This window comes from Streptomyces sp. NPDC006193, assembly GCF_040613915.1.
In the GTDB taxonomy this organism is placed as follows: Bacteria; Actinomycetota; Actinomycetes; order Streptomycetales; family Streptomycetaceae; genus Streptomyces.
Map to the genome: position 1 here is coordinate 30350 of NZ_JBEXTB010000015.1, position 22178 is coordinate 52527.

The window sequence follows — 22178 nt, forward strand, 5'->3', positions numbered from 1 at the left end:
CACCGTGGACGCGCGCGGGGCGCCCGGCGCGTTCGCCGGCCGGGTGCCCCGCGCGGTGGCGCTCAGTCGTCCCGCTCCGCTCGCGCCTCCCGCTCCTTCCGTTCCTTCCGTTCCTTCCGCTCCTCTGCTTCTCCTGCTCCTCTGCCTGTCTGCTGCCTGTCCGCTCGGCTCAGTCCTCGCTCGGCGCGGCCGGCAGCTTGGCCTGGATGAGGTCCATGACCGTGGAGTCGGTCAGGGTGGTGACGTCTCCGAGCTGGCGGTTCTCGGCCACGTCGCGCAGCAGACGGCGCATGATCTTGCCGGAGCGGGTCTTCGGCAGCTCGGCCACCGGCAGGATCCGCTTGGGCTTGGCGATCGGGCCGAGCGTGGCGCCGACATGGTCGCGCAGCTCGCCGAGGAGCGCCTCGGTCTCGGTGGCGGTGCCGCGCAGGATGACGAAGGCGACGATGGCCTGTCCGGTGGTCTCGTCGGCGGCGCCGACGACGGCCGCCTCGGCGACCGACGGGTGCGAGACCAGCGCCGACTCCACCTCGGTGGTCGAGATGTTGTGCCCGGACACCAGCATCACGTCGTCCACCCGGCCCAGCAGCCAGATGTCCCCGTCGTCGTCCTTCTTCGCCCCGTCCCCGGCGAAGTACCTGCCTTCGAAGCGGGACCAGTAGGTGTCCACGAAGCGCTGGTCGTCACCCCAGATGGTGCGGAGCATCGACGGCCACGGCTCGGTCAGCACCAGGTAGCCGCCTCCGCCGTCGGGCACCTCGTTCGCCTCGTCGTCGACGACGGTCGCGCTGATGCCGGGCAGCGGGCGCTGCGCCGAACCGGGCTTGGCGGCCGTGACGCCGGGCAGCGGCGAGATCATCATCGCGCCGGTCTCGGTCTGCCACCAGGTGTCCACGACGGGCGTCCGGTCGGCGCCGATGTGCTTGCGGTACCAGATCCACGCCTCGGGGTTGATCGGCTCGCCGACGGAACCCAGCACGCGCAGGGAGGACAGGTCGAACTTGGCGGGGATGTCGTCGCCCCACTTCATGAACGTCCGGATCGCGGTCGGCGCCGTGTAGAGGATCGTGACCCTGTACTTCTGCACGATCTCCCAGAACCGGCCCTGGTGCGGGGTGTCCGGCGTGCCCTCGTACATCACCTGGGTCGCGCCGTTGGCCAGCGGTCCGTACACGATGTACGAGTGCCCGGTCACCCAGCCGACGTCGGCCGTGCACCAGTACACGTCCGTCTCCGGCTTGAGGTCGAACACTGCCCAGTGCGTGTAGGCGGTCTGTGTGAGGTAGCCGCCGGAGGTGTGCAGGATGCCCTTCGGCTTACCCGTCGTCCCGGAGGTGTAGAGGATGAACAGCGGGTGCTCCGCCTCGAACGCCTCCGGGGTGTGCTCGGCGGACTGCCGTCCGACCAGCTCGTGCCACCAGAGGTCCCGCTCGCCGTTCCAGGCGACCTCCTGTCCGGTACGGCGCACCACGAGCACGTGCTGGACGCTGCCCGCCTTCGCGACCGCCTCGTCGACGGCCGGCTTGAGCGCGGACGGCTTGCCGCGCCGGTAGCCGCCGTCGGCGGTGATGACGACCTTGGCGTCCGCGTCCTGGATGCGGGTCGCGAGCGCGTCCGCCGAAAAGCCGCCGAAGACCACCGAGTGCGCGGCCCCGATCCGGGCCGAGGCCAGCATCGCGATCGCGGTCTCCGGGATCATCGGCATGTAGATGGCGACCCGGTCGCCCTTCCGCACGCCCAGCTCCAGCAGGGCGTTGGCGGCCTTGGAGACCTCGTCCTTCAGCTCCGCGTAGGTGATCGCGCGGCTGTCGCCGGGCTCCCCCTCGAAGTGGATGGCGACCCGGTCCCCGTGCCCGGCCTCCACGTGCCGGTCCACACAGTTGTAGGCGACGTTCAGCTCGCCGTCCTTGAACCACTTCGCGAACGGCGGGTTCGACCAGTCCAGCGTCTCGGTCGGCTCCTTGGCCCAGGTCAGCCGGCGGGCCTGCTCGGCCCAGAAGCCGAGCCTGTCAGCCTTGGCCTGCTCATACGCCTCCGCGGTGACGTTGGCGTGCGCTGCCAGGTCGGCGGGGGGCGCGAACCTGCGTTCTTCCTTCAGCAGGTTGGCCAGGCTCTCGTTGCTCACGACATCTCCCTTTCCAAGGGTGCCCGTTGTGTCCCAGGCCACAGCTCATCAGACCCGGGGGTCCGATGACAAGGGTCGACCGCACAATTGGTTTAGACCTGTCTGGCGGCGGCCGGCACCGGACCGGGTGCCTCTTTCCCTGCCGCGACGCCCTCCGTGACCTCCTCGAACACGGTCGCTCCCTCCGTCCCCGGGAGCAGGTAGGCCTGCGCCTCGCCCACGTGGAAGTACATCCCGTGCAGCTCCAGGTCCCCCCTGGCCAGCGCCCGCGCCACGGGCTCGTGCGCCCTCAGGTGCGCCAGCTGCTGGATCACGTTGGTCAGGCACAGCCGCTCCACCGCGTCCGCGGGCGCCCTGCCGGCGAGCCGCGGCCCGGCGTCGCGGCCGTCCGCGGCCCGCGCCAGGCTCGGCAGGCCGTGGCGCAGCCACCGCTGCAGCGGACCGCGCCCGCCGGAACCGGCGGTCAGCAGCGCCTGCATCGCCCCGCACCCGGAGTGCCCGCACACCGTGACGGAGCGCACCCCGAGCACGTCCACCGCGTACTCGACGGCGGCGGCCACCGAGTCGTCGCCGTGCTCCTCGCCCGGCGGCGGCACCAGGTTGCCGACGTTGCGGACGACGAACAGGTCTCCGGGGCCGCTGGCGGTGATCATGGACGTGACGAGCCGGGAGTCGGCGCAGGTGAGGAAGAGCTGGGAGGGCCGCTGCCCCTCCCGGGCGAGCCGCGCCAGCTCCTCCCGCATCAGCGGCGCGGTGTTCCGCTGGAAGGAGCTGATGCCACGGGCCAGTTCCCGGCCCGCCCGGTGGCCGTCCGGGGCGGCGGGGGGTCCGGCGAAGCAGAACCTGTGGTTGCGCCAGGGCGTCCAGGGGCGGCAGCGGCACCCGGGCGCCGGGGCCTGCTCGGCGGGGCGGGCCGCACCGCGCCGGCCCGTCAGCTCGGCCGTGCCTCCGCGCGCGGTGTGGGCACTGCGCCAGTCCTGCAGGGACTCGTACGCCGCGTGGTCCATGAACGAACCGTCCAACTCCACGACGGCGTGCGCGCCCTGGGGGACGAGGTGCAGGGCTCTGCTGAGCCGGGGCACGGCGAGGAAGGTGAGCTGGCCCCGGACGCGCAGGTGGTGGACTCCCTCCTCCTCTTCGTGGGTGATGCGGGTGCGGGCGAGGCGGCGCAGGACGACGGCGACCGCCGTGGCGACCCCGAGGAGCACGCCCTCCAGGACGCCGAAGAGCACCACCCCGAGGGTGGTCGCGGCGTAGACCGGCACTTCGCCGTGACGGGTCACCGTGCGGATGTGGTGCAGGGACACCATCTGGATGCCGACGGCCATCACCAGGGCGGCGAGGGAGGCGAGCGGGATCTCCTCCAGGAGCGGGACCATCAGCAGCGCGGCGACCACCACGAGAACGCCGTGCAGCATCGTGGAGTTCCGGCTCACCGCACCCGATGCGACGTTCGCGGTGCTGCGCACCGCCACCCCCGCCACCGGCAGCCCGCCGAGCGCCCCGGAGACGATGTTGGCGGCCCCCTGGCCCAGCAGCTCCCGGTCCAGGTCGGAGCGGCCGACGCGGGACTGCGGACCGGGGCGGGCGGCGACCAGCTTGTCCACGGCCACCGCACCGAGCAGCGACTGCACGCTGCACACCAGGGTGGTGGTGAGCACGGCTGCCACGAGGCCGGCCACCGGACCCTCGGGCAGGCCGGCCAGGGCATGGCTGCTCCAGGACGGCAGGTCGACCCGGGGCAGGGTCAGCCCGGCGAGGGCGGCGGTCGCGGTGGCCCCGGTGACGGCCACGAGGGCGGCCGGCAGCCTGCGCAGGGCGCGGCCGGCGCGCCCGGGCAGGCGTGGCCAGGCCAGCAACAGGGCCAGGGTCAGCACGCTCATCGAGACGGCAGCCGGGTGGAGGTCGGCCAACTGGGCGGGCAGCGCCCGCACGTTGGCGAGGACGGAGCTGTCCGGGCTGCCGCCGAGCACGATGTGCAGCTGGGCGACGGCGATGGTGATGCCGATGCCGGCGAGCATGCCGTGCACCACGGCGGGACTGACCGCGAGCGCGCCGCGCGCCACCCGCAGGCAGCCGAGGCCGAGCTGCGCCAGACCGGCGAGGACGGTGATACCGCAGGTCGTCCGCCAGCCGTAACGGTGGATCAGTTCGGCCGTGACCACGGTGAGGCCGGCGGCGGGGCCGCTGACCTGGAGCGGGCAGCCGCCGAGCCGGCCGGCGACGATCCCGCCGACCGCGGCGGCGACGAGGCCGGCCTGGAGCGGGGCGCCGGTGGCGAGGGCGATGCCCAGGGAGAGGGGCAGGGCGATCAGGAAGACCGCGACGGCCGCGGACAGGTCGGCGCCCTCGACGAAGGGGCGGCGGCGCTGCGGCGCGGGACTGTGCGGCGGGTGGGTGGGCTGGGCGTGAGGCGGTGCGCAGGCGGACATGTTCCCGTCTCCTCCGGGGCGGCGCGGTCGCGGACTGGGTGGAACCCGCGGTGATGGGGCGGGGCTCGGTCGCGGCCGTAGGTCACGGCATGCAGCGGCGGGATGGATCGACTTCGGTAAAAGAACCGTAATGCCACGTAAAGACAATGCATAGCTTTACGTGGCGAACGGGGTAACAGATCGCTCACCTGGGTGAACTGGGCATTTCATCGGCTTGTCGTATTAATTCCTTCTCGGTCCCGTGGGACCTTGGCGGCGCTGCCGGTACAAGCCCGGCGGATCGCCATAAAAGGCCTCTTCAGCCTTTGCCTGAGAGAAGGAAGAAGGTGGACGGAACATGGCCGCCACCCAGAGGATCGCCGCCGGCGCCGTGGTCGCCGCGGCCTGTGCGGCGTCACTCGCCGGTTGTGCGACCGGCTCGGACGGCACGAAGGGCGGGTCGTCCGGCCCGCAGAAGGGAGCGCCCGCGCCCAGGAGCGTGCTCCGGCTGATCGGCGACGGTTCCACCGCATACACCGGCGCCCAGCCGCACCTGCCCACACCGGAGAGACTGAAGCCCGGTCAGAAACCCCCGCAGTTCGTCGTGTTCTCCTGGGACGGCGCGGGGGAGGACAGCCAGCGGCTGTTCTCGCACTTCCGCAAGGTCTCCAAGGAGAACCACGCGACCATGACCTACTTCCTCAGCGGCGTGTACGTGCTGCCGGAGGAGAAGCGGGATCTGTACAAGCCGCCCCAGCACGCGCCGGGCCGCTCCGACATCGGCTTCAACGACGAGCAGGGCATCACCGACACCCTCAGGCAGGTGCGCCTGGCCTGGCTCGAGGGCAACGAGATCGGCACCCATTTCAACGGCCACTTCTGCGGCCCCGACGGCGGTGTCGGCACCTGGTCGGTCGAGGAGTGGAAGAGCGAGATCGCCCAGGCGAAGCACTTCGTGAAGTCGTGGAAGACCAACACCGGCCTGAAGCGGGCGGCCCCGCTGCCCTTCGACTACGACAAGGAGCTGATCGGAGGCCGGACACCCTGCCTGGAGGGGCAGAAGAACTTCATGAAGGCCGCCCGCGAGCTGGGCTTCCGCTACGACTCCAGCGGGGTCAACGACCAGGTATGGCCGGAGAAGAAGCAGGGCCTGTGGGACCTGTCGATGCAGTTGGTGCCCTTCCCGGGCCACACCTACGAGCAGTTGACCATGGACTACAACTTCATGGTCAACCAGTCCGGCACCGAGACCCAGGGCGACCCCGACAAGTTCGACTACTGGGGCGACCAGATGCGCGACGGCCTGCTCAAGGGCTTCTACCGGGCCTACGACGGCAATCGCGCACCCCTGATCATCGGCAACCACTTCGAGTCCTGGAACGGCGGCACCTACATGCGCGCCGTCGAAGAGGTGGTGAAGGAGGTCTGCAACCGGCCCGACGTCCGCTGCGTCTCCTTCCGCCAGCTGGCCGACTGGCTGGACGCCCAGGACCCGCAGACCCTTCAGAGGCTGCGCAGCCTGAAGGTGGGCGAGGCGCCCCGGCAGGGCTGGGCGTCCTTCCTGTCCGGCCGCCCGGCGCCGGCGCCCCGGGGCGTGCCCGGGGCGCCGGCGGTCAGGCAGTAGCCGTCAGGCGGGCGTCGCCGCCCTCGCCGAGCACGAAGCCGGGGTCGACCTGCGCCGCCAGGTCGGCTCCGGTGCGCTCGTTGCCCCACGACTCCGCGTTCTTCAGGTGGAAGTGCACCATCTGGCGGGTGTAGCGCTCCCAGTCGCGCCGCTCGTACGTGGCGTCCACGGTGGCCCGCAGGGTGTGCAGGGCACGGGAGTTGGCCTCCTCCAGGAGATCGAACCGGGGCGGGCGGCCCTTCTCCATCGCCCGCACCCAGTCCGAGCGCCCGACCGTCACGAGCAGGTCGTCCCCGACCTCCGCGCGCAGGAAGTCGATGTCGTCCGGTTCCTGGATCTTGTTGCCGACGACCTTCAGGGCCACGCCGAAGTCACGGGCGTACTCCTTGTACTGGCGGTAGACGGAGACCCCCTTCCGGGTCGGCTCGGCGACGAGGAACGTCATGTCGAAGCGGGTGAACATGCCGGAGGCGAAGGAGTCCGAACCGGCGGTCATGTCGACCACGACGTACTCGCCGGGGCCGTCGACGAGATGGTTCAGGAACAGCTCCACTGCTCCCGTCTTGGAGTGGTAGCAGGCGACCCCCAGGTCGGCGTCCGTGAAGGGGCCGGTGACCATCAGGCGGACGGCGCCGCCGTCGAGTTCCACGGGGCGGGCACAGGCGTCGTAGATCGGGTTGGGGTCCGCCACCCGGACCAGCCGGGAGCCTGCGCCCGGCGGGGTCGTCTTGATCATCGTCGCCGCTGAGGCGATGCGCGGGTTGGTGCCGCGCAGGTACTCCTTGATCAGCGGCAGCTGCTCGCCCATGGCGGGCAGCGCCGCGGCCTCCTCCTCGCCGAGGCCGAGCGCGGGGCCGAGATGCTGGTTGATGTCGGCGTCGATGGCCACGACCGGGGCGCCGGCCGCCGCGAGATGGCGAATGAAGAGGGAGGAGAGCGTGGTCTTGCCGCTGCCGCCCTTCCCGACGAAAGCAATTTTCATGTTCACCAAGGGTAGTGATGCCATAGCTGTACGTGGCGGGTGCGTGAAGAAGACCACTCCTTCGTGGGGTCGGCGCGCAGAGGTGCGTAGGGTCGTACTCATGAGTACGACAGGTGCGACCGCCGATCCGCTCGCGGCCCTGGGCGCCCTGCCCGGCGTGCCCGCGTCGGTGGAGTCCGTGCGGAAGGCCGTGGACCGGGTGTATGGACACCGGATCATGCGCCGCCGCAGCAACGAGATCACCTCCGAGGCCGCCCTGCGCGGCGCCCGCGGCTCGGCCGCGCTGTCCGGCGCCGACTGGGCCCTGGAGGAGGTGCGGCGGCGCACCGACTTCGGCGCCGACGCCGAAGCCCGCGTCGTGGGCGCGGCCCTGCGGCTGACGGCCGAGGCGGGGCAGCTGCTGTCCGTCTGGCGCCAGTCGCCGCTGCGGGTGCTGGCCCGGCTGCACCTGGTGGCCGCGGCGAGCAAGGACGACCGGGTCGGCAGGCCGCGGCAGGCCGGCGAGCAGGCCCAGGAGCCGCTGATCGAACTGCCGCTGCCGGACGCCGGTGAGGTGTCGGGCCGGCTGGAGGGGCTGGCGGACCTGATCGTGGCCGGCACCGCCGCGCCCGCGCTGGTGACGGCCGCCGTGGTGCACGGCGAGCTGCTCGCGCTGCGCCCCTTCGTGTCCCACAACGGCCTGGTCGCGCGCGCGGCGGAGCGGCTCGTGCTGATCGGCAGCGGACTGGACCCCAAGGCGGTCTGCCCGGCCGAGGTCGGTCACGCCGAACTGGGCCGCGCCTCCTATCTGGCCGCACTGGACGGGTACGTCTCCGGCACTCCGCAGGGCATGGCGGCCTGGATCGCCCACTGCGGCAGGGCGGTCGAACTGGGGGTGCGGGAGTCGACCGCGGTGTGCGAGGCGCTGCAGCGCGGCGCGGCCTGACGGTATCCCCCCGATACGGGTTGCGGCGGTACGAGTGCTCGTACCGCCGCTGGCATGCTCACCGGGTTACCAAGCGTCCTCGATGTGCGCCCATCAGGTCGGGTTGCTTTGCCCGTGACCTGGTGCGGCTGGCCCGTAATCGACGGGTCGACGTCGCGTGGGTGCCCGGTGTGCATGCTGGGTCCGTGGGCCAAGTGCGTAGTGTCAGGGGATCCTCTCGGATGTCCTTTGGTCTCGCGGGCCTACGTTCTTTGTACCGCGAGCCGGGAGGAAGCGGAACCCCTGCCTGCACTTCTTTGCTTTTCCCCGCGAACAGCCGCGAACAGCCGCGAAAAGGCGCGAACAGGGTGAACAGGTGTGAAGCGGGCGCTTGTGGGGCGGTGCGTCGCTGGGGCGGTGCGGCCGGCGCGTGGTGCGGCCGTCGGGGCGTGTCCGTTCAGGCGGTGCCGCGGCGTCGGCTGGCGTACCAGACCAGGCCCGCGGTCGCGGCGGCCGCTCCTATGGCCGCCGCCGCGACCAGGGCGGGGCGGGGCGGGACGGAGAAGGCGGGCAGCCGCTTCTTGAGGGGGACCGGGCGGCGGAACTCCAGTACCGGCCACCCGCGGGCGAGTGCCTCGCGGCGCAGTGCGCGGTCCGGGTTCACCGCGTGCGGGTGCCCGACCGCCTGGAGCATCGGCACGTCGGTCGCCGAGTCGCTGTAGGCGTAGCAGCGGTCGAGGTCGTAGCCCTCGGAAGCGGCCAGGTCCCTGATGGCCTCGGCCTTGGTCGGGCCGTAGGCGTAGTACTCCACCTCGCCCGTGAAGCAGCCGTCGTCGCCGACGACCATGCGGGTGGCGATCACGCGGTCGGCGCCGAGGAGTTCACCGATCGGCTCGACCACCTCGGCGCCCGAGGTGGACACGATCACCACGTCCCGGCCCGCCGTGTGATGCTCCTCGATGAGGGAGGCCGCCTCGTCGTAGATGATCGGGTCGATCAGCTCGTGCAGCGTCTCGGCGACGATCTCCCGCACCTGCTGGACGTTCCAGCCGCGGCACAGCGCGGACAGGTACGCGCGCACCCGCTCCATCTGGTCGTGGTCCAGGCCGCCGGCCAGGAACACGAACTGGGCGTACGCGGTGCGCAGCGCGGCCCTGCGGTTCATCAGCCCGCCTTGGTAGAAGGACTTGCTGAAGGTGAGCGTGCTCGACTTCGCAATGACCGTCTTGTCCAGGTCGAAGAAGGCTGCTGCGCGAGGCAAGGGGCGGTTTTCCACGCCCCAGAGCATAGGCGCCCACCATTCGGCGTAAGGTGGGGCGCGTGGGTTTGCCTGAGAGGCCTCTCGGGTACACCATGGAAGTCACGGATCGTTCGCGACCGTGCTAACCCGGCCCGACTCCTCCCCCCCCGAGTCGGCCGTGGGGACGACCCCCGCTCTCCCCCCCGGCGGGGGTCGTCGCATGTCCGGACGGGTTTTCACCGTTCTCTCCTGTGCTCAGGCGGCTGCGAGGCCGGCGGCGTGCTGCCGCGGCCGCGCCGCCCGCCCGCCCATGATTCGTCACACAGGGTAATCGTAAGACTGCTCTGGGGAAGTCGTACCGGGATCAGTGTGCGGGCCACTGGTATGGGTGACCGAGATATTCACAGGATGCCGGTCATCCACAGTTTTTGACCAAGATCCACATTATTTCGCTGATCGCTGCACCGTGATTCCAGCGCGCTCTCCGGACGCGGCGAGTTCATGGCCGGTTCCGATTGCCTGAGCGCGTATCGCCGGCTCCTATCGGCCGCCCGAATGGAGGCCGCTCGCCGGTTTGTCACACCGTGGGCGATCGCGTGGCCGCAAGGGCTGCGCGGCCCACCAGCGAAGGGGGAACACCTGTGACCGGAACCGTCACCCACGACCCGCTGCCCGGCACCGGAGACCGCCCCGGACGGCCGCTCATCCTCACCGAGGACCCCGCCCTCCTGGACGACCTGCTGCGCCTGTGCGCCGCGGCAGGCGCCACGCCCGAAGTCCACCACGGCGTACCGGAATCCGGCGCCGGCTGGGACGCGGCCCCGCTCGTCCTGGTCGGTGACGACGCCGCCCGCCGGGTGCGCGGAGCCGCGCGCCGGCCCGGAGTGGTCCTGGTCGGCCGCGACCAGGACGACTCGGGGGTGTGGAAACGAGCCGTCGAGATCGGAGCCGACCACGTCCTCATGCTTCCCGACGGCGAGCAGTGGCTCGTCGACCGCATCGCCGACGTCGCCGAGGGCATCGGCCGCCCGGCCCTCACCGTCGGGGTGATCGGCGGGCGGGGCGGAGCCGGGGCGTCCACGCTGGCCTGCGCGCTCGCCGTGACCTCCGCGCGAGAGGGACTGCGCACCCTGCTCGTGGACGCCGACCCGCTCGGCGGCGGACTCGACGTACTCCTCGGCGGCGAGAGCGCCGAAGGGCTGCGCTGGCCCGCCTTCGCCGCCTCACGCGGCCGGGTCGGCGGCGGCGCCCTGGAGGAGTCGCTGCCCGAACTGCACTCTCTGCGGGTGCTCAGCTGGGATCGCGGGGACTGCGTCGCCGTACCGCCCCAGGCGGTGCGCGCGGTGCTGGCGGCCGCCCGGCGGCGTGGCGGCACCGTCGTGGTCGATCTGCCGCGGCGCCTGGACGACGGGGTCGCCGAAGCACTCGCCCAGCTCGACCTGGCCCTGCTCGTCGTCCCCGCCGACCTGCGCGCGGTCGCCGCCGCCGGACGGGTCGCCTCCGCGGTCGGCATGGTCGTGCGCGACCTGCGGGTGACGGTCCGCGGGCCGTACGCGCCCGGTCTCGACGTCCAGGAGGTGGCCCGGCTGCTCGGTCTGCCGCTGGCCGGCGAGGTGCCCGTCGAGCCGGGCCTGCTGCGGCCGGGCGGCGCGAAACCACCAGGCGCCACCGGGCGCGGCCCGCTCGCCCGGTTCTGTGCGGACTTCTGGGACCGCGCCCTGGTCGAGGCGGGGGGCACCCGATGACGCCGCCCGGACTCGCACGGGCCGACGGCGCCGCCCTGCTCGACGGCGTCCGCCGGTGGCTCGCCGAGAGCGGAGCCGAGCCCACGCCCGCGCGCGTGGCCCAGGCCCTGCGGGAACAGGGCCGCGTGCTCGGCGACGCGGAAGTCCTCGGCGCGGCCGAACAGCTCAGGTCCGAGCTCGTCGGCACCGGCCCCCTGGAGCCGCTGCTGGCCGACCCGGACGTCACCGACGTCCTGGTCTCCGCCCCGGACCGGGTCTGGGTGGACCGCGGCGGCGGTCTGGAACTGACCGCGGTGACGTTCCCGGACGCGGCGGCGGTACGGCGACTCGCGCAGCGGCTGGCCGCGGTGGCCGGACGCCGGCTGGACGACGCCCGGCCCTGGGCGGACGCCCGCCTGCCCGACGGGACCAGGCTGCACGCGGTGCTGCCCCCGGTCGCCGTCGGCTGCACCTGCCTGGCCCTGCGGGTGGTACGGCCGCGGGCCTTCACCGTCGAGGAACTCGTCGCGGCCGGCACCGTGCCGCCCGGCGGCGACCGGATCCTGCGCGCGCTGCTCGCGGCCCGGCTGTCCTTCCTGGTCAGCGGCGGCACCGGGAGCGGCAAGACGACCCTGCTCAGCGCGCTCCTCGGGCTGGCCGGGCCGGGCGAGCGGATCGTGCTCGCCGAGGACTCGGCAGAGCTGAGACCGGACCATCCGCACGTCGTCCGGCTGGAGACCCGGCCCGCCAACCAGGAGGGCGCCGGGCTGGTCACCCTGGAGGACCTCGTGCGACAGGCGCTGCGGATGCGGCCGGACCGGCTGGTCGTCGGCGAGGTGCGCGGACCCGAGGTCGTGCATCTGCTGGCGGCCCTCAACACGGGACACGAGGGCGGCTGTTGCACCGTTCACGCCAACGCGGCCGCGGACGTGCCCGCCCGGCTCGAGGCGCTGGCCACGGCCGCCGGACTGGACCGGGCAGCGCTGCACAGCCAGTTGGCCGCCGCGCTCTCCGTGGTGGTGCATCTGGTCCGGGACCGGTCCGGGCGGCGCCGGATCGCCGAGGTGCACGTGCTGGACCGGGACGGCACCGGGTTGGTGCGGACGGTGCCGGCCCTGCGCTGGGCGGAGCACGCCTTCGTGCGGGAGACGGGCTGGGAGCGGTTGCGACGGCTGCTCGGCACGTCGGGGGAGTCCGAGGTCGCGGACGCGTCGGAGAGGTGGGCGAGGTGACCGGTGAGATGTCCCAGGTGGGGGCCGCGCTGCTCTGTCTCGGCGCGGTGGTCCGGCTGCTGGGCGGACGGCAGCACGGGATGCGGCGGGCACGGCTGCTGCTCGCCGGCGGCGGAGCGGTGGCGGCCGGCCCGCCCGCCCGGGAGCAGATCCTCCGGCGGCTGCGGCGGTTGCGCGGTCGGTGGGGGCCCGAGTGGTGGGCGCTCGTCGCCGGGCTGGTGACCGGCCTGCTGGGCGCCTCGGTGATTCCGGTCGCCGCGGGGGCGGCCGGGGTGCCGGTGCTGCGCCGGGTGCGGCTGGCCCGGCAGGCCCGGCGGGCCCGGGAACGGCGTGCGGACTCGGTGATCGCCTTGTGCGGGGTGCTGGCCGGGGAGGTGCGGGCCGGCCGGCAGCCGGGCGAGGCACTGCTGAGGGCCGCGCGGGACTCCGGCGGACTCGGTGACGCGCAGGCGGCCGTGGTGGCGGCGGCCCGGTTCGGCGGGGATGTGCCCGGCGCGCTCGCCGCGGCGGCCCGGCAGGCAGGCGCCGAGGGGCTGCTCGGACTCGCCGCCTGCTGGCGGGTGGCCGTGGACCAGGGTGCCGGACTCGCCTCCGGCCTGGACCGGCTGGAGGGGGCCCTGCGTGCCGAGCGCGATCAACGGGCGGACCTGAAGGCCCAGTTGGCGGGTGCCCGGGCCACCGCGGTGCTGCTCGCCGCCCTGCCTGTCCTCGGCCTGCTCCTCGGCACGGCCATGGGCGCGGACCCGCTGCGCGTACTGCTGCACAGCGGCGCCGGTCTCGGCTGTTTGACGGCGGGGGCGGTGTTCGAGGCGGCCGGGATGTGGTGGGCGGTGCGGATCGTGCGTGGTGCGGAGGCGGTGTGAGGGGGCGCGGGCGGGCGGCCGGGTGGCAACCGGGCCGGGGCGTACGCGGGTTGCATGGCCGGGAGGTGGCTGCGCGCAGGGCTGTGCGAGTGGGGCGAGCGCGAGCCGGGCCGGCGCCGGCCGGGGCGGAACCCCCGGCGGCCGTGACGGCACGGGCGGCCCGAAGGACGAGGAAGGGGCGGGCGGTATGAGCGGGGAAGTCGTCCACAGGCTGGGGGTGGCCGCAGCCGTGGTGCTGCTGCTCGGCTGGGGTGTCCAGGGGCTGGAGTCGGTGCGCCGGCGGCGTCGGGCACGGCGCCGGGTGGCGGAGCTGCTGGACGTCCGGGTGCCGGCGGCCCGCGCGCCGTTCGCGATGCCGGGCGCGGCACGGCGGTGGCTGCCGGCGGCCGGTGCGGGGTGCGGTGTGTGGGTGCTGGTCGGGGGGCTCGCGGGAATCCTGCTCGGGCTGGGCGCGGGCGCGGTGCTGTGGCGGTGGCGGAAGCGCCGGGCGGCGGCTGCGCGGGAAGAGGCGGTCGACCTCGCGGAAGCCGCTCGCCGACTGCCGCTCGCCGCCGATCTGCTGGCCGCCTGCATCGCCTCCGGCGCCGGACCGGTGATCGCCGCCCAGGCGGTGGGGGAGGCACTCGGCGGCACCGTCGGGCAGGCGCTGGCCCGGGGCGCGGCGGAGGTGCGGCTCGGCGGGCGCCCGGCGGACGCCTGGCGGACCTTGGCCGTATTGCCCGGCGCCGGTGCGCTCGCACGGCTGTTGGAGCGGGCCGGCGAGTCCGGGCTGCCCGCGGCCGGCCCGGTCGCCCGCCTCGCCTCGGACGCGCGTGCGGAGTGGGCCCGCACGGCGACGGCTCGCGCACGCCGGGCCGGCGTACTGATCTCCGCACCGGTCGGGCTGTGCTTCCTGCCCGCGTTCATCGCGGTCGGCGTGCTGCCCGTCGTGATCGGACTGGCGGGCGGAGTGATGGGAGGCAGGTGACGGGGAGGCGAACGGACTGGAAGCCGGACCTCAGGTGAGCGCCGAGAACACAACAGGACGAGAACGTCAGGGGAGTCGAGATGCGCAGGAAGATCAGGAAAGCAGCGGCCGGGGTGCGCAGGGCGTGCCGCCAGGACGCCGGAATGGTGACGTCCGAGTACGCGATGGGCATCATCGCGGCCGTCGGGTTCGCGTTGCTGCTCTACGAGGTCGTCACCAGCGGCCAGGTCAGGGCGGAGCTGCAATCGATCGTGAAGAAGGCCCTCAGTGCGCGGATGTAGGCGTGCCGGGGACCGGGGGTTCGTGACGGCGGAGGCGGCTGTCGTGCTGTCCGTGCTGGTGGCGTTCACGATGGCACTGGTCTGGGGGCTGCTCGTGGTGGCGGCGCAGATCCGGTGTGTGGACGCCGCCCGCACGGGCGCCCGGGCCGCCGCCCGGCAGGACCCGGCCGGCGCGGTGGTGACGGTGACCCGGGAGGCGGCTCCGCGAGGAGCCCGGGTGACCGTCGCCCGCGAGGGCGACCGGGTCCGGGTGACGGTGGCGGCCAGGCCACCGGTGCTGAGCGGGCTGCCGTTCGAGGTACGGGAGCAGGCCGTGGCACTCGCCGAGGACACGGCGGGGGCGGAGCGGGTGAAGCCATGAGGCGCCGGGGAGAGCCGGACGGCAGGTGGCGTCACGGCGACGGCCGGCGGCGGCCCGGGCGCCGGAACCGTGAGAGGGCGCCGGACGGCGGTCACGCGGTTCCGGGGCGGCGGCAGGCCGGCCCCGAGCACCGTGGGAAGCCGCCGAGCCGTGGGTGTGACCCGCCGCGCCGCCGCGAGGAGCCCGACCGGGGGTCCGCCACCGTCTGGAGTCTGGGGGCGATCGCCGTGCTGTGTGTGGTGTTCGGCGCCGTGCTGGCGCTCGGGCACGCCGTGGTCGTCCGGCACCGGGCAGCGGCCGGCGCGGATCTGGCGGCGCTCGCGGCGGCGGACCACTGGGCCGAGGGCGGCGCGGCGGCCTGCGCCCGGGCCGGGCGTGTGGTGGCGTCCCAGGGCGTACGGCTGGTGCGGTGTGCCGTCGTGGGCGAGGTCTCGGACGTGACGGCGGTCTCCGGCGCCGGGCCGTTCGCGGCGGAGGTGAGGGCGAGAGCGGGGCCTGCGGGTCCGGTGCCGCCTGCCGCGCCGGACGGGCTCCTGGGCGTCCCGCCCGCCGTCGCCGTTCCGTCCGGACCCGAGCCCTCGGCGCCCGGCGGTGCCGAGCCCTCCGGTCACTGAGCGACCCCGGTCACTGAGCGACCCCGGTCCCGGCAGCCCCCCGGGGGGCTCCGCTGCCCGCTGCTCACTGCCCGCTGCTCACTGCGCCACCGGCCGCGCTCGCTGCCGGCTGCCCGGTCGGCTCGGCCGGCGCCCTCTGCGGGTCCGGCGCCACCGGCAGCTCGGCGGCACGTTCCAGTCGCCGGGCGCGGGAGCTGCCGGAGAGGTTCCGGCCGGCTCATTCGCGGGAGGCGCAGATGCCGCCGGATCACTCCCCGTCGCCCGTTCGGCGGGCTGGGTGCCGGCTCCCGTCAACCGGCGCCCGGCTCCGTCGCGGGTTCCTCGGCCGGCCTCGCAGCAGGGGTCTCGGTCGGCGCCTCAGCCGGGGTCCGTTCCTGTCCGTCGCCGGGCGGCTCATCCGGCTGCTCCTCCGGTGCTCCCCGCAGCAGCACCGTGAGCAGCCGCACCGCGCCCCTCTTGTGCAGCGGATCGTTGCCGTTGCCGCACTTGGGGGACTGGATGCAGGACGGGCAGCCGGCCTCGCATTCGCAGGAGGCGATGGCCTCCCGCGTCGCGGCGAGCCAGGAGCGGGCGGTGTGGAAGGCCCGCTCGGCGAAGCCCGCGCCGCCGGGGTGGCCGTCGTAGACGAAGACCGTCGGGAGGAGGGTGTCGGGGTGCAGGGGGACCGAGACGCCGCCGATGTCCCAGCGGTCGCAGGTCGCGAAGAGGGGCAGCATGCCGATCGAGGCGTGCTCGGCGGCGTGCAGGGAACCGCCGAGGATCTCCGGGGTGATGCGGGCCGCGTCCAGCTGGTCCTCGGTGACCGTCCACCACACCGCTCGGGTGCGCAGCGTACGAGGAGGGAGGTCGAGTTTCGTCTCGCCCAGCACTTCACCCGTGATGAGGCGTCTGCGCAGGAAGGAGACCACCTGGTTGGTGACCTCCACGGAGCCGAAGCACAGACGGCCGGCGCCCCAACGGATCTCGGTGTCCGTCTCCAGGACGGAGATCGACGTGGTGTCGCGGGCCACCGTCGAGTACGGCGGCTCGGCCTGCTCGACCAGGGCGACCGACTCCTCCAGGTCCAGGGAGCGGACCAGGTAGGTGCGGCCCTGGTGCAGGTGGACGGCGCCCTCGTGGACGGTGGAGTGGGCGGCGCCCGCGTCGACCGTGCCGAGCAGACGCCCGGTGCCGGTCTCGACGACCTGCACCGGGCGCCCGCCGGCGCCGCGGATGTCGGTCAGGTCGGCGGCCCGCTCCCGCCGCGTCCAGTGCCAGGCCCGGGTGCGCCGGCGCAGCAGCTTCGCGGCCTCCAGCTGCGGGAGCACGTCGGCGCAGGCGGGACCGAAGAGTTCCAGGTCATCCTCGGTCAGCGGGATCTCCGCGGCGGCGGCGCACAGGTGCGGGGCGAGGACGTACGGGTTGTCGGGGTCGAGGACGGTCGATTCCACCGGTTGGTCGAACAGGGCCTCGGGGTGGTGGACGAGGAAGGTGTCCAGCGGGTCGTCGCGGGCCACCAGGACCGCCAGGGCGCCCTGGCCGGCGCGGCCGGCGCGGCCCGCCTGCTGCCACAGGGACGCGCGCCTGCCGGGGTAGCCGGCGATCACCACCGCGTCCAGGCCGGAGACGTCCACGCCCAGTTCCAGGGCCGTCGTGGCGGCGAGGCCGAGGAGCTCGCCGGAGTGCAGGGCCCGTTCCAGGGCGCGGCGTTCTTCGGGGAGGTAACCGCCGCGGTAGGCCGCGACACGCCGGGCCAGGGAGCGGTCCACCGCGGCCAGCTTCTCCTGGGCGATCACCGAGATCAGCTCGGCGCCGCGCCGGGACCGCACGAAGGCCACCGAGCGGATGCCCTGCACGGTGAGGTCGGTCAGCAGGTCGGCGGTCTCGGCGGTGGCGGTACGCCGTACGGGTGCGCCCTTCTCCCCCTGCAGGTCGGTGAGCGGGGGCTCCCACAGGGCGAAGACCAGCTCCCCGCGCGGTGAGGCGTCGTCGGCGACCTCGACCACCGGCAGGCCGGTCAGCCGGCGGGCGGCCACCGCGGGCTCGGCGGCGGTCGCCGAGGCCAGCAGGAACACGGGGGAGGAGCCGTAGCGGGCACACAGCCGGCGCAGCCGGCGCAGCACCTGGGCGACGTGGGAGCCGAAGACGCCCCGGTAGGTGTGGCACTCGTCGACGACGACGTACCTGAGCGACTTCAGGAAGGAGGACCAGCGCGGGTGGGAGGGCAGCACCCCGCGGTGCAGCATGTCCGGGTTGGTGAGGACGTAGTTGGCGTACTGGCGGATCCACTCGCGTTCCTCGAACGGGGTGTCGCCGTCGTACACGGCCGGGCGTACGGCCGTGCCGAGCGGGCGGGCCAGGCCCTTCACCGCCCGGCACTGGTCCGCCGCGAGCGCCTTGGTGGGGGACAGGTACAGCGCGGTGGCCCCGCGGCCGTTCGGGGCCTCGGCGCCGTCCAGGAGGGTGGACAGGACCGGTACCAGGTAGGCGAGGGACTTGCCGGAGGCGGTGCCGGTGGCGACGACCACCGAGTCGCCGTCCAGGGCGTGCTCGGCGGCCAGCGCCTGGTGCTCCCAGGGATGCTCGATGCCGCACTCCCGGACGGCCGCGATCACCTCGGACCTGATCCGGTCCGGCCAGACGGCATGGCGGCCCGCACGAGGGGGCAAGTGCTCCGTATGAGTGATGCGCGCAGCCCGGCTCGGCCCCGAGGCGAGCCGGTCCAGGACCGTGCCCGGAGACGGGCGGGACGCCGGGGCCGCCAGGGATCGATCGGGTCGGGAATTCTCGGCCATCGGCACCGAGTGTGTCACTGGCGTGGCGGACAATGGAGTCAAGGCGTCGTGCGCGCCTGCCGGTAAGTGATTGAATGCCATGGCGGCTGGCGTTGCGTCCCGGGGGCCGCAAGCCGGGTGCCCGAGGGGCGACCGCTCGATAGCAAGGTGCTGGAGGATCCGTGGACCTGTCCCTGTCGACCCGTACCGTCGGCGATCGTACGGTCGTCGAGGTCGGTGGCGAAATCGATGTATACACCGCGCCCAAGCTGCGCGAGCAGCTGGTCGAGCTGGTGAACGACGGGAATTTCCACCTCGTCGTCGACATGGAGGGCGTGGACTTCCTCGACTCCACCGGGCTCGGCGTGCTGGTCGGCGGTCTGAAGCGGGTTCGTGCCCATGAGGGCTCGCTGCGCCTGGTGTGCAACCAGGAGCGCATTCTCAAGATCTTCCGCATCACCGGCCTCACCAAGGTGTTCCCGATCCACACCTCGGTCGAGGAAGCGGTGTCGGCCACCGACTGACACCGGACCGGTCATGGGTCCGGGCTCCACCGGGGCCCGGACGTGGCCGGTCCGTCGGGCCGGTGACCGGACGGAACCGGTGATCGTTCCTCCGGGCCCGTCACCGGTTCCACTCCGAACTGATGACCGGTTCCGGCCGGTGACCGGCTCTGCTCCGGCGAACCGGTCCGGCCGGGCCGGCGACCGGCTCCGTACCGGTGACCGGTACCGGTTCCGTCGCGGGCCGGTGATCCGGTCCGGTTCCGGGCCCGTGCCGCGGTCCGGAGCGCAGAAGTACACCAGGGGGTGCGGGCGCTCGGCGGCCCGGCCCCCGACCGCACGCCCGTAGTCGCGAGGGGGATGCATGGCCACCGTCGAACTCCGCTTCAGCGCGCTGCCCGAGCACGTCCGGACCGCCCGGCTGGTGGCGGCAGCGGTGGCGCGCAGGGCCGGAGTGGACGAGGCCGTCCTGGACGAGGTCCGGCTCGCCGTGGGCGAGGCCTGCTCCCGTGCCGTCGGACTGCACCGCAACAGCGGCGTCACGGCACCGGTGAAGGTCGCGCTGATCGAGGAGGAGAAACAGTTCTCCATCGAGGTGGGCGACGAGGCCCCGCACGCGACGCGCGGTCCCGGGGAGTCCGGCGCCGCCCAGGACGGCGACCAGGAGATCGAGGAGGACGAGATGGGCCTCGCGGTCATCAGCGGCCTCGTCGACGACGTGGAGGTCACCACCGGGCGGAACGGCGGACTGATCCGCATGACCTGGGCGACCACCCCGCCCGCCGCCGCACTCGCCTGAGCCGTCGCACAACGCCGCCGCAGGGGCCCTGCTCAGCAGGGCCCCTGCGGCGTTTTCCGGTACCTTGGAATTCGTGAAAGGGATCACGATCAAAAGCCCGGCTTTCTGATCAAGCGCCCGAGCGGCCGGAAATGCATCCAGGGCATTACTGCTTTCGGGTTGCTCCGCGTCCGTGCAGGCCAAATTCCGTTTACCGTCCCCTGTTTAGATCACTCAGGGGTACCTACAATCCCGTCCACATCTTGAGCTCAGCCCAAGCGTCAAGGAGGACGAATGGCGGAGCTTTCTGTCTCACATCGGCTGGGTCAGCCCACCTCCCTCGCAGCCGCGGTCCTGACCGACGACAACCGGATCATCGTGGCCGTCATCGCGGGCGTCGCCCTCGCCGCCCTGGTGGTCGCGGGCATCCTGGTGCGCCAGGTGCTGGCGGCGGGCGAGGGCACCGACAGCATGAAGCGGATCGCCGAGGCGGTCCAGGAAGGCGCCAAGGCGTATCTCGCCCGGCAGCTCCGCACGCTCGGCGTATTCGCCGTCGTCGTGTTCTTCCTGCTCATGCTGCTGCCTGCGGACGACTGGAATCAGCGTGCCGGACGTTCGGTGTTCTTCCTGATCGGAGCGGTGTTCTCGGCGACCACCGGCTATATCGGCATGTGGCTCGCCGTCCGGAGCAATGTGCGGGTCGCCGCGGCGGCCCGGGAAGCCACCCCGGCGGAAGGCGAACCGGAGAAGGATCTCACCGCCGTCTCGCACACCGCGATGAAGATCGCATTTCGCACGGGCGGTGTCGTCGGCATGTTCACGGTGGGGCTCGGCCTGCTGGGCGCCTCCTGCGTGGTGCTGGTGTACGCGGCCGACGCGCCGAAGGTGCTGGAGGGATTCGGTCTCGGCGCCGCCCTGATCGCGATGTTCATGCGGGTGGGCGGCGGCATCTTCACCAAGGCCGCCGACGTCGGCGCCGACCTGGTCGGGAAGGTGGAGCAGGGCATTCCGGAGGACGACCCGCGCAATGCCGCGACCATCGCCGACAACGTGGGCGACAACGTCGGCGACTGCGCGGGCATGGCGGCCGACCTCTTCGAGTCGTACGCCGTCACCCTGGTGGCCGCGCTGATCCTCGGGAAGGCCGCCTTCGGCGACTCGGGCCTCGCCTTCCCGCTGCTGGTGCCCGCCATCGGTGTGATCACCGCGATGATCGGCATCTTCGCGGTGGCCCCGCGACGCGCCGACCGCAGCGGCATGACGGCGATCAACCGCGGTTTCTTCGTCTCCGCGGTGATCTCGCTGGCCCTGGTGGCGGTCGCGGTCTTCGTCTACCTGCCGTCGACGTACGCCGGTCTGGACGGCGTCACCGACGCGGCGATCAAGGGCAAGGCCGGCGATCCGCGGATCCTCGCCCTGGTCGCGGTGGCCATCGGCATCCTGCTCGCCGCCGTCATCCAGCAGCTGACCGGCTACTTCACCGAGACCAGCCGGCGCCCGGTGCGGGACATCGGCAAGACCTCCCTCACCGGCCCGGCCACCGTCGTCCTCTCCGGCATCTCCGTCGGCCTGGAGTCGGCCGTCTACACCGCGCTGCTCATCGGGCTCGGCGTGTACGGCGCGTTCCTGCTCGGCGGAACGTCGATCATGCTGGCGCTGTTCGCGGTGGCGCTGGCCGGCACCGGCCTGCTCACCACGGTCGGTGTGATCGTCGCCATGGACACCTTCGGGCCGGTCTCCGACAACGCCCAGGGCATCGCCGAGATGTCCGGCGACGTCCAGGGTGCGGGCGCGCAGGTGCTCACCAACCTGGACGCCGTCGGGAACACCACCAAGGCCATCACCAAGGGCATCGCCATCGCCACCGCCGTCCTGGCCGCGTCGGCGCTGTTCGGGTCGTACCGCGACGCCATCACCACCGGCGCGCAGGACGTCGGCGAGAAGCTCTCCGGAGCGGGCGCGCCGATGAGCCTGATGATGGACATCTCGCAGCCCAACAACCTGGTCGGCCTCATCGCGGGCGCCGCGGTGGTCTTCCTCTTCTCCGGACTGGCCATCAACGCCGTGTCGCGGTCCGCGGGTTCGGTGGTGTTCGAGGTGCGGCGTCAGTTCCGCGAGCACCCCGGGATCATGGACTACAGCGAGAAACCGGAGTACGGGCGGGTCGTCGACATCTGCACCAAGGACGCCCTGCGGGAGCTGGCCACGCCCGGTCTGCTCGCCGTCATGGCGCCGATCTTCATCGGGTTCACGCTGGGCGTCGGCGCGCTCGGCGCCTACCTCGCCGGTGCGATCGGCGCGGGCACGCTGATGGCGGTGTTCCTCGCCAACTCGGGCGGCGCCTGGGACAACGCCAAGAAGCTGGTGGAGGACGGTCACCACGGCGGCAAGGGCAGCGAGGCCCACGCCGCCACCGTGATCGGCGACACGGTCGGCGACCCCTTCAAGGACACCGCCGGGCCCGCGATCAACCCGCTGCTGAAGGTCATGAACCTGGTGTCGCTGCTCATCGCCCCGGCGGTGATCAACTTCTCCTACGGGGCGGACAGGAACCTCGGCGTGCGGATCGCGGTCGCGGTCATCGCCCTGCTGGTGATCGTCGTCGCCGTGTACGTCTCCAAGCGGCGCGGGATCGCCGTCGGGGACGACGACGGCGCCGACCGTGTGCCCAAATCGCCGGACGCGGCGGTGGTTTCGTAGGGCCCCGCGGACCGGCCCCGCTCAACGGGCGGGCGGGCGGCGCGTGCTGACGCGCAGCCCGCCCGCTTTCCTGTGCACCGGAACCGGACCGCGCCGTGAGCCTTCTCTCCCAAGGT

16 protein-coding genes and 1 pseudogene are annotated in these 22178 nt (G+C 73.1%); 12 read left to right on the plus strand and 5 right to left on the minus strand.

Annotation, left to right across the window (positions count from 1 at the left end; all coding sequences use genetic code 11):
- Positions 1–169 precede the first annotated feature (169 nt).
- The gene (gene acs / locus ABZ261_RS16320) at positions 170–2125 is read right to left on the minus strand and encodes an acetate--CoA ligase (protein WP_356859597.1); all 1956 of its coding nucleotides are present in this window, start codon (positions 2123–2125) and stop codon (positions 170–172) included.
- A gap of 92 nt (positions 2126–2217) precedes the next feature.
- Positions 2218–4557 (minus strand): SulP family inorganic anion transporter, encoded by a 2340-nt coding sequence (locus tag ABZ261_RS16325; RefSeq protein ID WP_356859599.1) that lies wholly within the window; start codon positions 4555–4557, stop codon positions 2218–2220.
- A 337-nt stretch (positions 4558–4894) separates the two neighbouring features.
- Between ABZ261_RS16325 and ABZ261_RS16330 the strand changes: the two genes are divergently transcribed.
- Positions 4895–6160 carry a hypothetical protein gene (locus ABZ261_RS16330; RefSeq protein WP_356859601.1) on the plus strand — a complete coding sequence of 422 codons (1266 nt, stop codon included), beginning with the start codon at positions 4895–4897 and terminating at the stop codon, positions 6158–6160.
- Here ABZ261_RS16330 and ABZ261_RS16335 read toward each other — a convergent pair.
- Complete coding sequence (locus tag ABZ261_RS16335) at positions 6150–7142, minus strand: ATP-binding protein (RefSeq protein ID WP_356859603.1); 993 nt, start codon at positions 7140–7142, stop codon at positions 6150–6152. The genes ABZ261_RS16330 and ABZ261_RS16335 overlap by 11 nt on opposite strands.
- A 100-nt stretch (positions 7143–7242) precedes the next feature.
- On the opposite strand from ABZ261_RS16335, the gene ABZ261_RS16340 reads away from it, so the two are divergent.
- On the plus strand, positions 7243–8067 hold the full coding sequence (locus tag ABZ261_RS16340; RefSeq protein WP_356859605.1) for an oxidoreductase: 825 nt from the start codon (positions 7243–7245) through the stop codon (positions 8065–8067).
- A gap of 436 nt (positions 8068–8503) precedes the next feature.
- Here the strand turns inward: ABZ261_RS16340 and ABZ261_RS16345 are convergent, their stop codons facing one another.
- A complete protein-coding gene (locus ABZ261_RS16345) occupies positions 8504–9334 on the minus strand; it encodes an HAD-IB family hydrolase (protein ID WP_356859607.1) in 831 nt (276 codons plus the stop codon).
- 593 nt (positions 9335–9927) lie between these two features.
- Between ABZ261_RS16345 and ssd the strand changes: the two genes are divergently transcribed.
- The 7 genes and pseudogenes from ssd to ABZ261_RS16380 all read left to right on the plus strand — a co-directional run.
- Positions 9928–11031, plus strand: coding sequence for a septum site-determining protein Ssd (gene ssd, locus ABZ261_RS16350; protein WP_356859609.1), 1104 nt, complete (start codon positions 9928–9930; stop codon positions 11029–11031).
- A complete protein-coding gene (locus ABZ261_RS16355) occupies positions 11028–12242 on the plus strand; it encodes a TadA family conjugal transfer-associated ATPase (RefSeq protein WP_356859611.1) in 1215 nt (404 codons plus the stop codon). The genes ssd and ABZ261_RS16355 overlap by 4 nt, the downstream gene beginning before the upstream one ends.
- Positions 12239–13105, plus strand: a complete 867-nt coding sequence (locus ABZ261_RS16360) for a type II secretion system F family protein (RefSeq protein WP_356859613.1) — start codon at positions 12239–12241, stop codon at positions 13103–13105. The genes ABZ261_RS16355 and ABZ261_RS16360 overlap by 4 nt, the downstream gene beginning before the upstream one ends.
- A 187-nt stretch (positions 13106–13292) precedes the next feature.
- Positions 13293–14072 carry a type II secretion system F family protein gene (locus tag ABZ261_RS16365; protein WP_356859615.1) on the plus strand — a complete coding sequence of 260 codons (780 nt, stop codon included), beginning with the start codon at positions 13293–13295 and terminating at the stop codon, positions 14070–14072.
- Positions 14073–14152: 80 nt separating this feature from the next.
- Positions 14153–14353 carry a DUF4244 domain-containing protein gene (locus ABZ261_RS16370; protein WP_356859617.1) on the plus strand — a complete coding sequence of 67 codons (201 nt, stop codon included), beginning with the start codon at positions 14153–14155 and terminating at the stop codon, positions 14351–14353.
- Between the two features lie 22 nt (positions 14354–14375).
- Positions 14376–14714, plus strand: coding sequence for a TadE family type IV pilus minor pilin (locus ABZ261_RS16375; RefSeq protein ID WP_356859619.1), 339 nt, complete (start codon positions 14376–14378; stop codon positions 14712–14714).
- Positions 14715–14899: 185 nt separating this feature from the next.
- A pseudogene (locus ABZ261_RS16380) lies at positions 14900–15328 on the plus strand (Rv3654c family TadE-like protein); the annotation flags it as partial.
- Between the two features lie 290 nt (positions 15329–15618).
- Here ABZ261_RS16380 and ABZ261_RS16385 read toward each other — a convergent pair.
- Positions 15619–18183, minus strand: coding sequence for a DEAD/DEAH box helicase (locus tag ABZ261_RS16385; protein ID WP_356859621.1), 2565 nt, complete (start codon positions 18181–18183; stop codon positions 15619–15621).
- A gap of 80 nt (positions 18184–18263) precedes the next feature.
- Between ABZ261_RS16385 and bldG the strand changes: the two genes are divergently transcribed.
- The 3 genes from bldG (at position 18264) to ABZ261_RS16400 (ending at position 22062) form a co-directional block, all read left to right on the plus strand.
- Entirely contained in the window at positions 18264–18605 is a 342-nt protein-coding gene (gene bldG / locus ABZ261_RS16390; RefSeq protein WP_103840429.1) for an anti-sigma factor antagonist BldG, read from the plus strand.
- A 343-nt stretch (positions 18606–18948) separates the two neighbouring features.
- Positions 18949–19383: an ATP-binding protein gene (locus ABZ261_RS16395; protein ID WP_356859623.1), complete on the plus strand. Its 435-nt coding sequence runs from the start codon at positions 18949–18951 to the stop codon at positions 19381–19383.
- Between the two features lie 273 nt (positions 19384–19656).
- The gene (locus ABZ261_RS16400) at positions 19657–22062 is read left to right on the plus strand and encodes a sodium-translocating pyrophosphatase (protein ID WP_356859625.1); all 2406 of its coding nucleotides are present in this window, start codon (positions 19657–19659) and stop codon (positions 22060–22062) included.
- Positions 22063–22178 lie beyond the last annotated feature (116 nt).

Coding starts and splice junctions, on each gene's coding strand:
- ABZ261_RS16325 (WP_356859599.1), bottom strand. CDS start 4,557: ATGTCCGCCTGCGCACCGCCTCACGCCCAGCCCACCCACCCGCCGCAC.
- ABZ261_RS16330 (WP_356859601.1), top strand. CDS start 4,895: ATGGCCGCCACCCAGAGGATCGCCGCCGGCGCCGTGGTCGCCGCGGCC.
- ABZ261_RS16335 (WP_356859603.1), bottom strand. CDS start 7,142: ATGAAAATTGCTTTCGTCGGGAAGGGCGGCAGCGGCAAGACCACGCTC.
- ABZ261_RS16340 (WP_356859605.1), top strand. CDS start 7,243: ATGAGTACGACAGGTGCGACCGCCGATCCGCTCGCGGCCCTGGGCGCC.
- ABZ261_RS16345 (WP_356859607.1), bottom strand. CDS start 9,334: ATGCTCTGGGGCGTGGAAAACCGCCCCTTGCCTCGCGCAGCAGCCTTC.
- ABZ261_RS16355 (WP_356859611.1), top strand. CDS start 11,028: ATGACGCCGCCCGGACTCGCACGGGCCGACGGCGCCGCCCTGCTCGAC.
- ABZ261_RS16365 (WP_356859615.1), top strand. CDS start 13,293: ATGAGCGGGGAAGTCGTCCACAGGCTGGGGGTGGCCGCAGCCGTGGTG.
- ABZ261_RS16370 (WP_356859617.1), top strand. CDS start 14,153: ATGCGCAGGAAGATCAGGAAAGCAGCGGCCGGGGTGCGCAGGGCGTGC.
- ABZ261_RS16385 (WP_356859621.1), bottom strand. CDS start 18,183: ATGGCATTCAATCACTTACCGGCAGGCGCGCACGACGCCTTGACTCCA.
- ABZ261_RS16395 (WP_356859623.1), top strand. CDS start 18,949: ATGGCCACCGTCGAACTCCGCTTCAGCGCGCTGCCCGAGCACGTCCGG.
- ABZ261_RS16400 (WP_356859625.1), top strand. CDS start 19,657: ATGGCGGAGCTTTCTGTCTCACATCGGCTGGGTCAGCCCACCTCCCTC.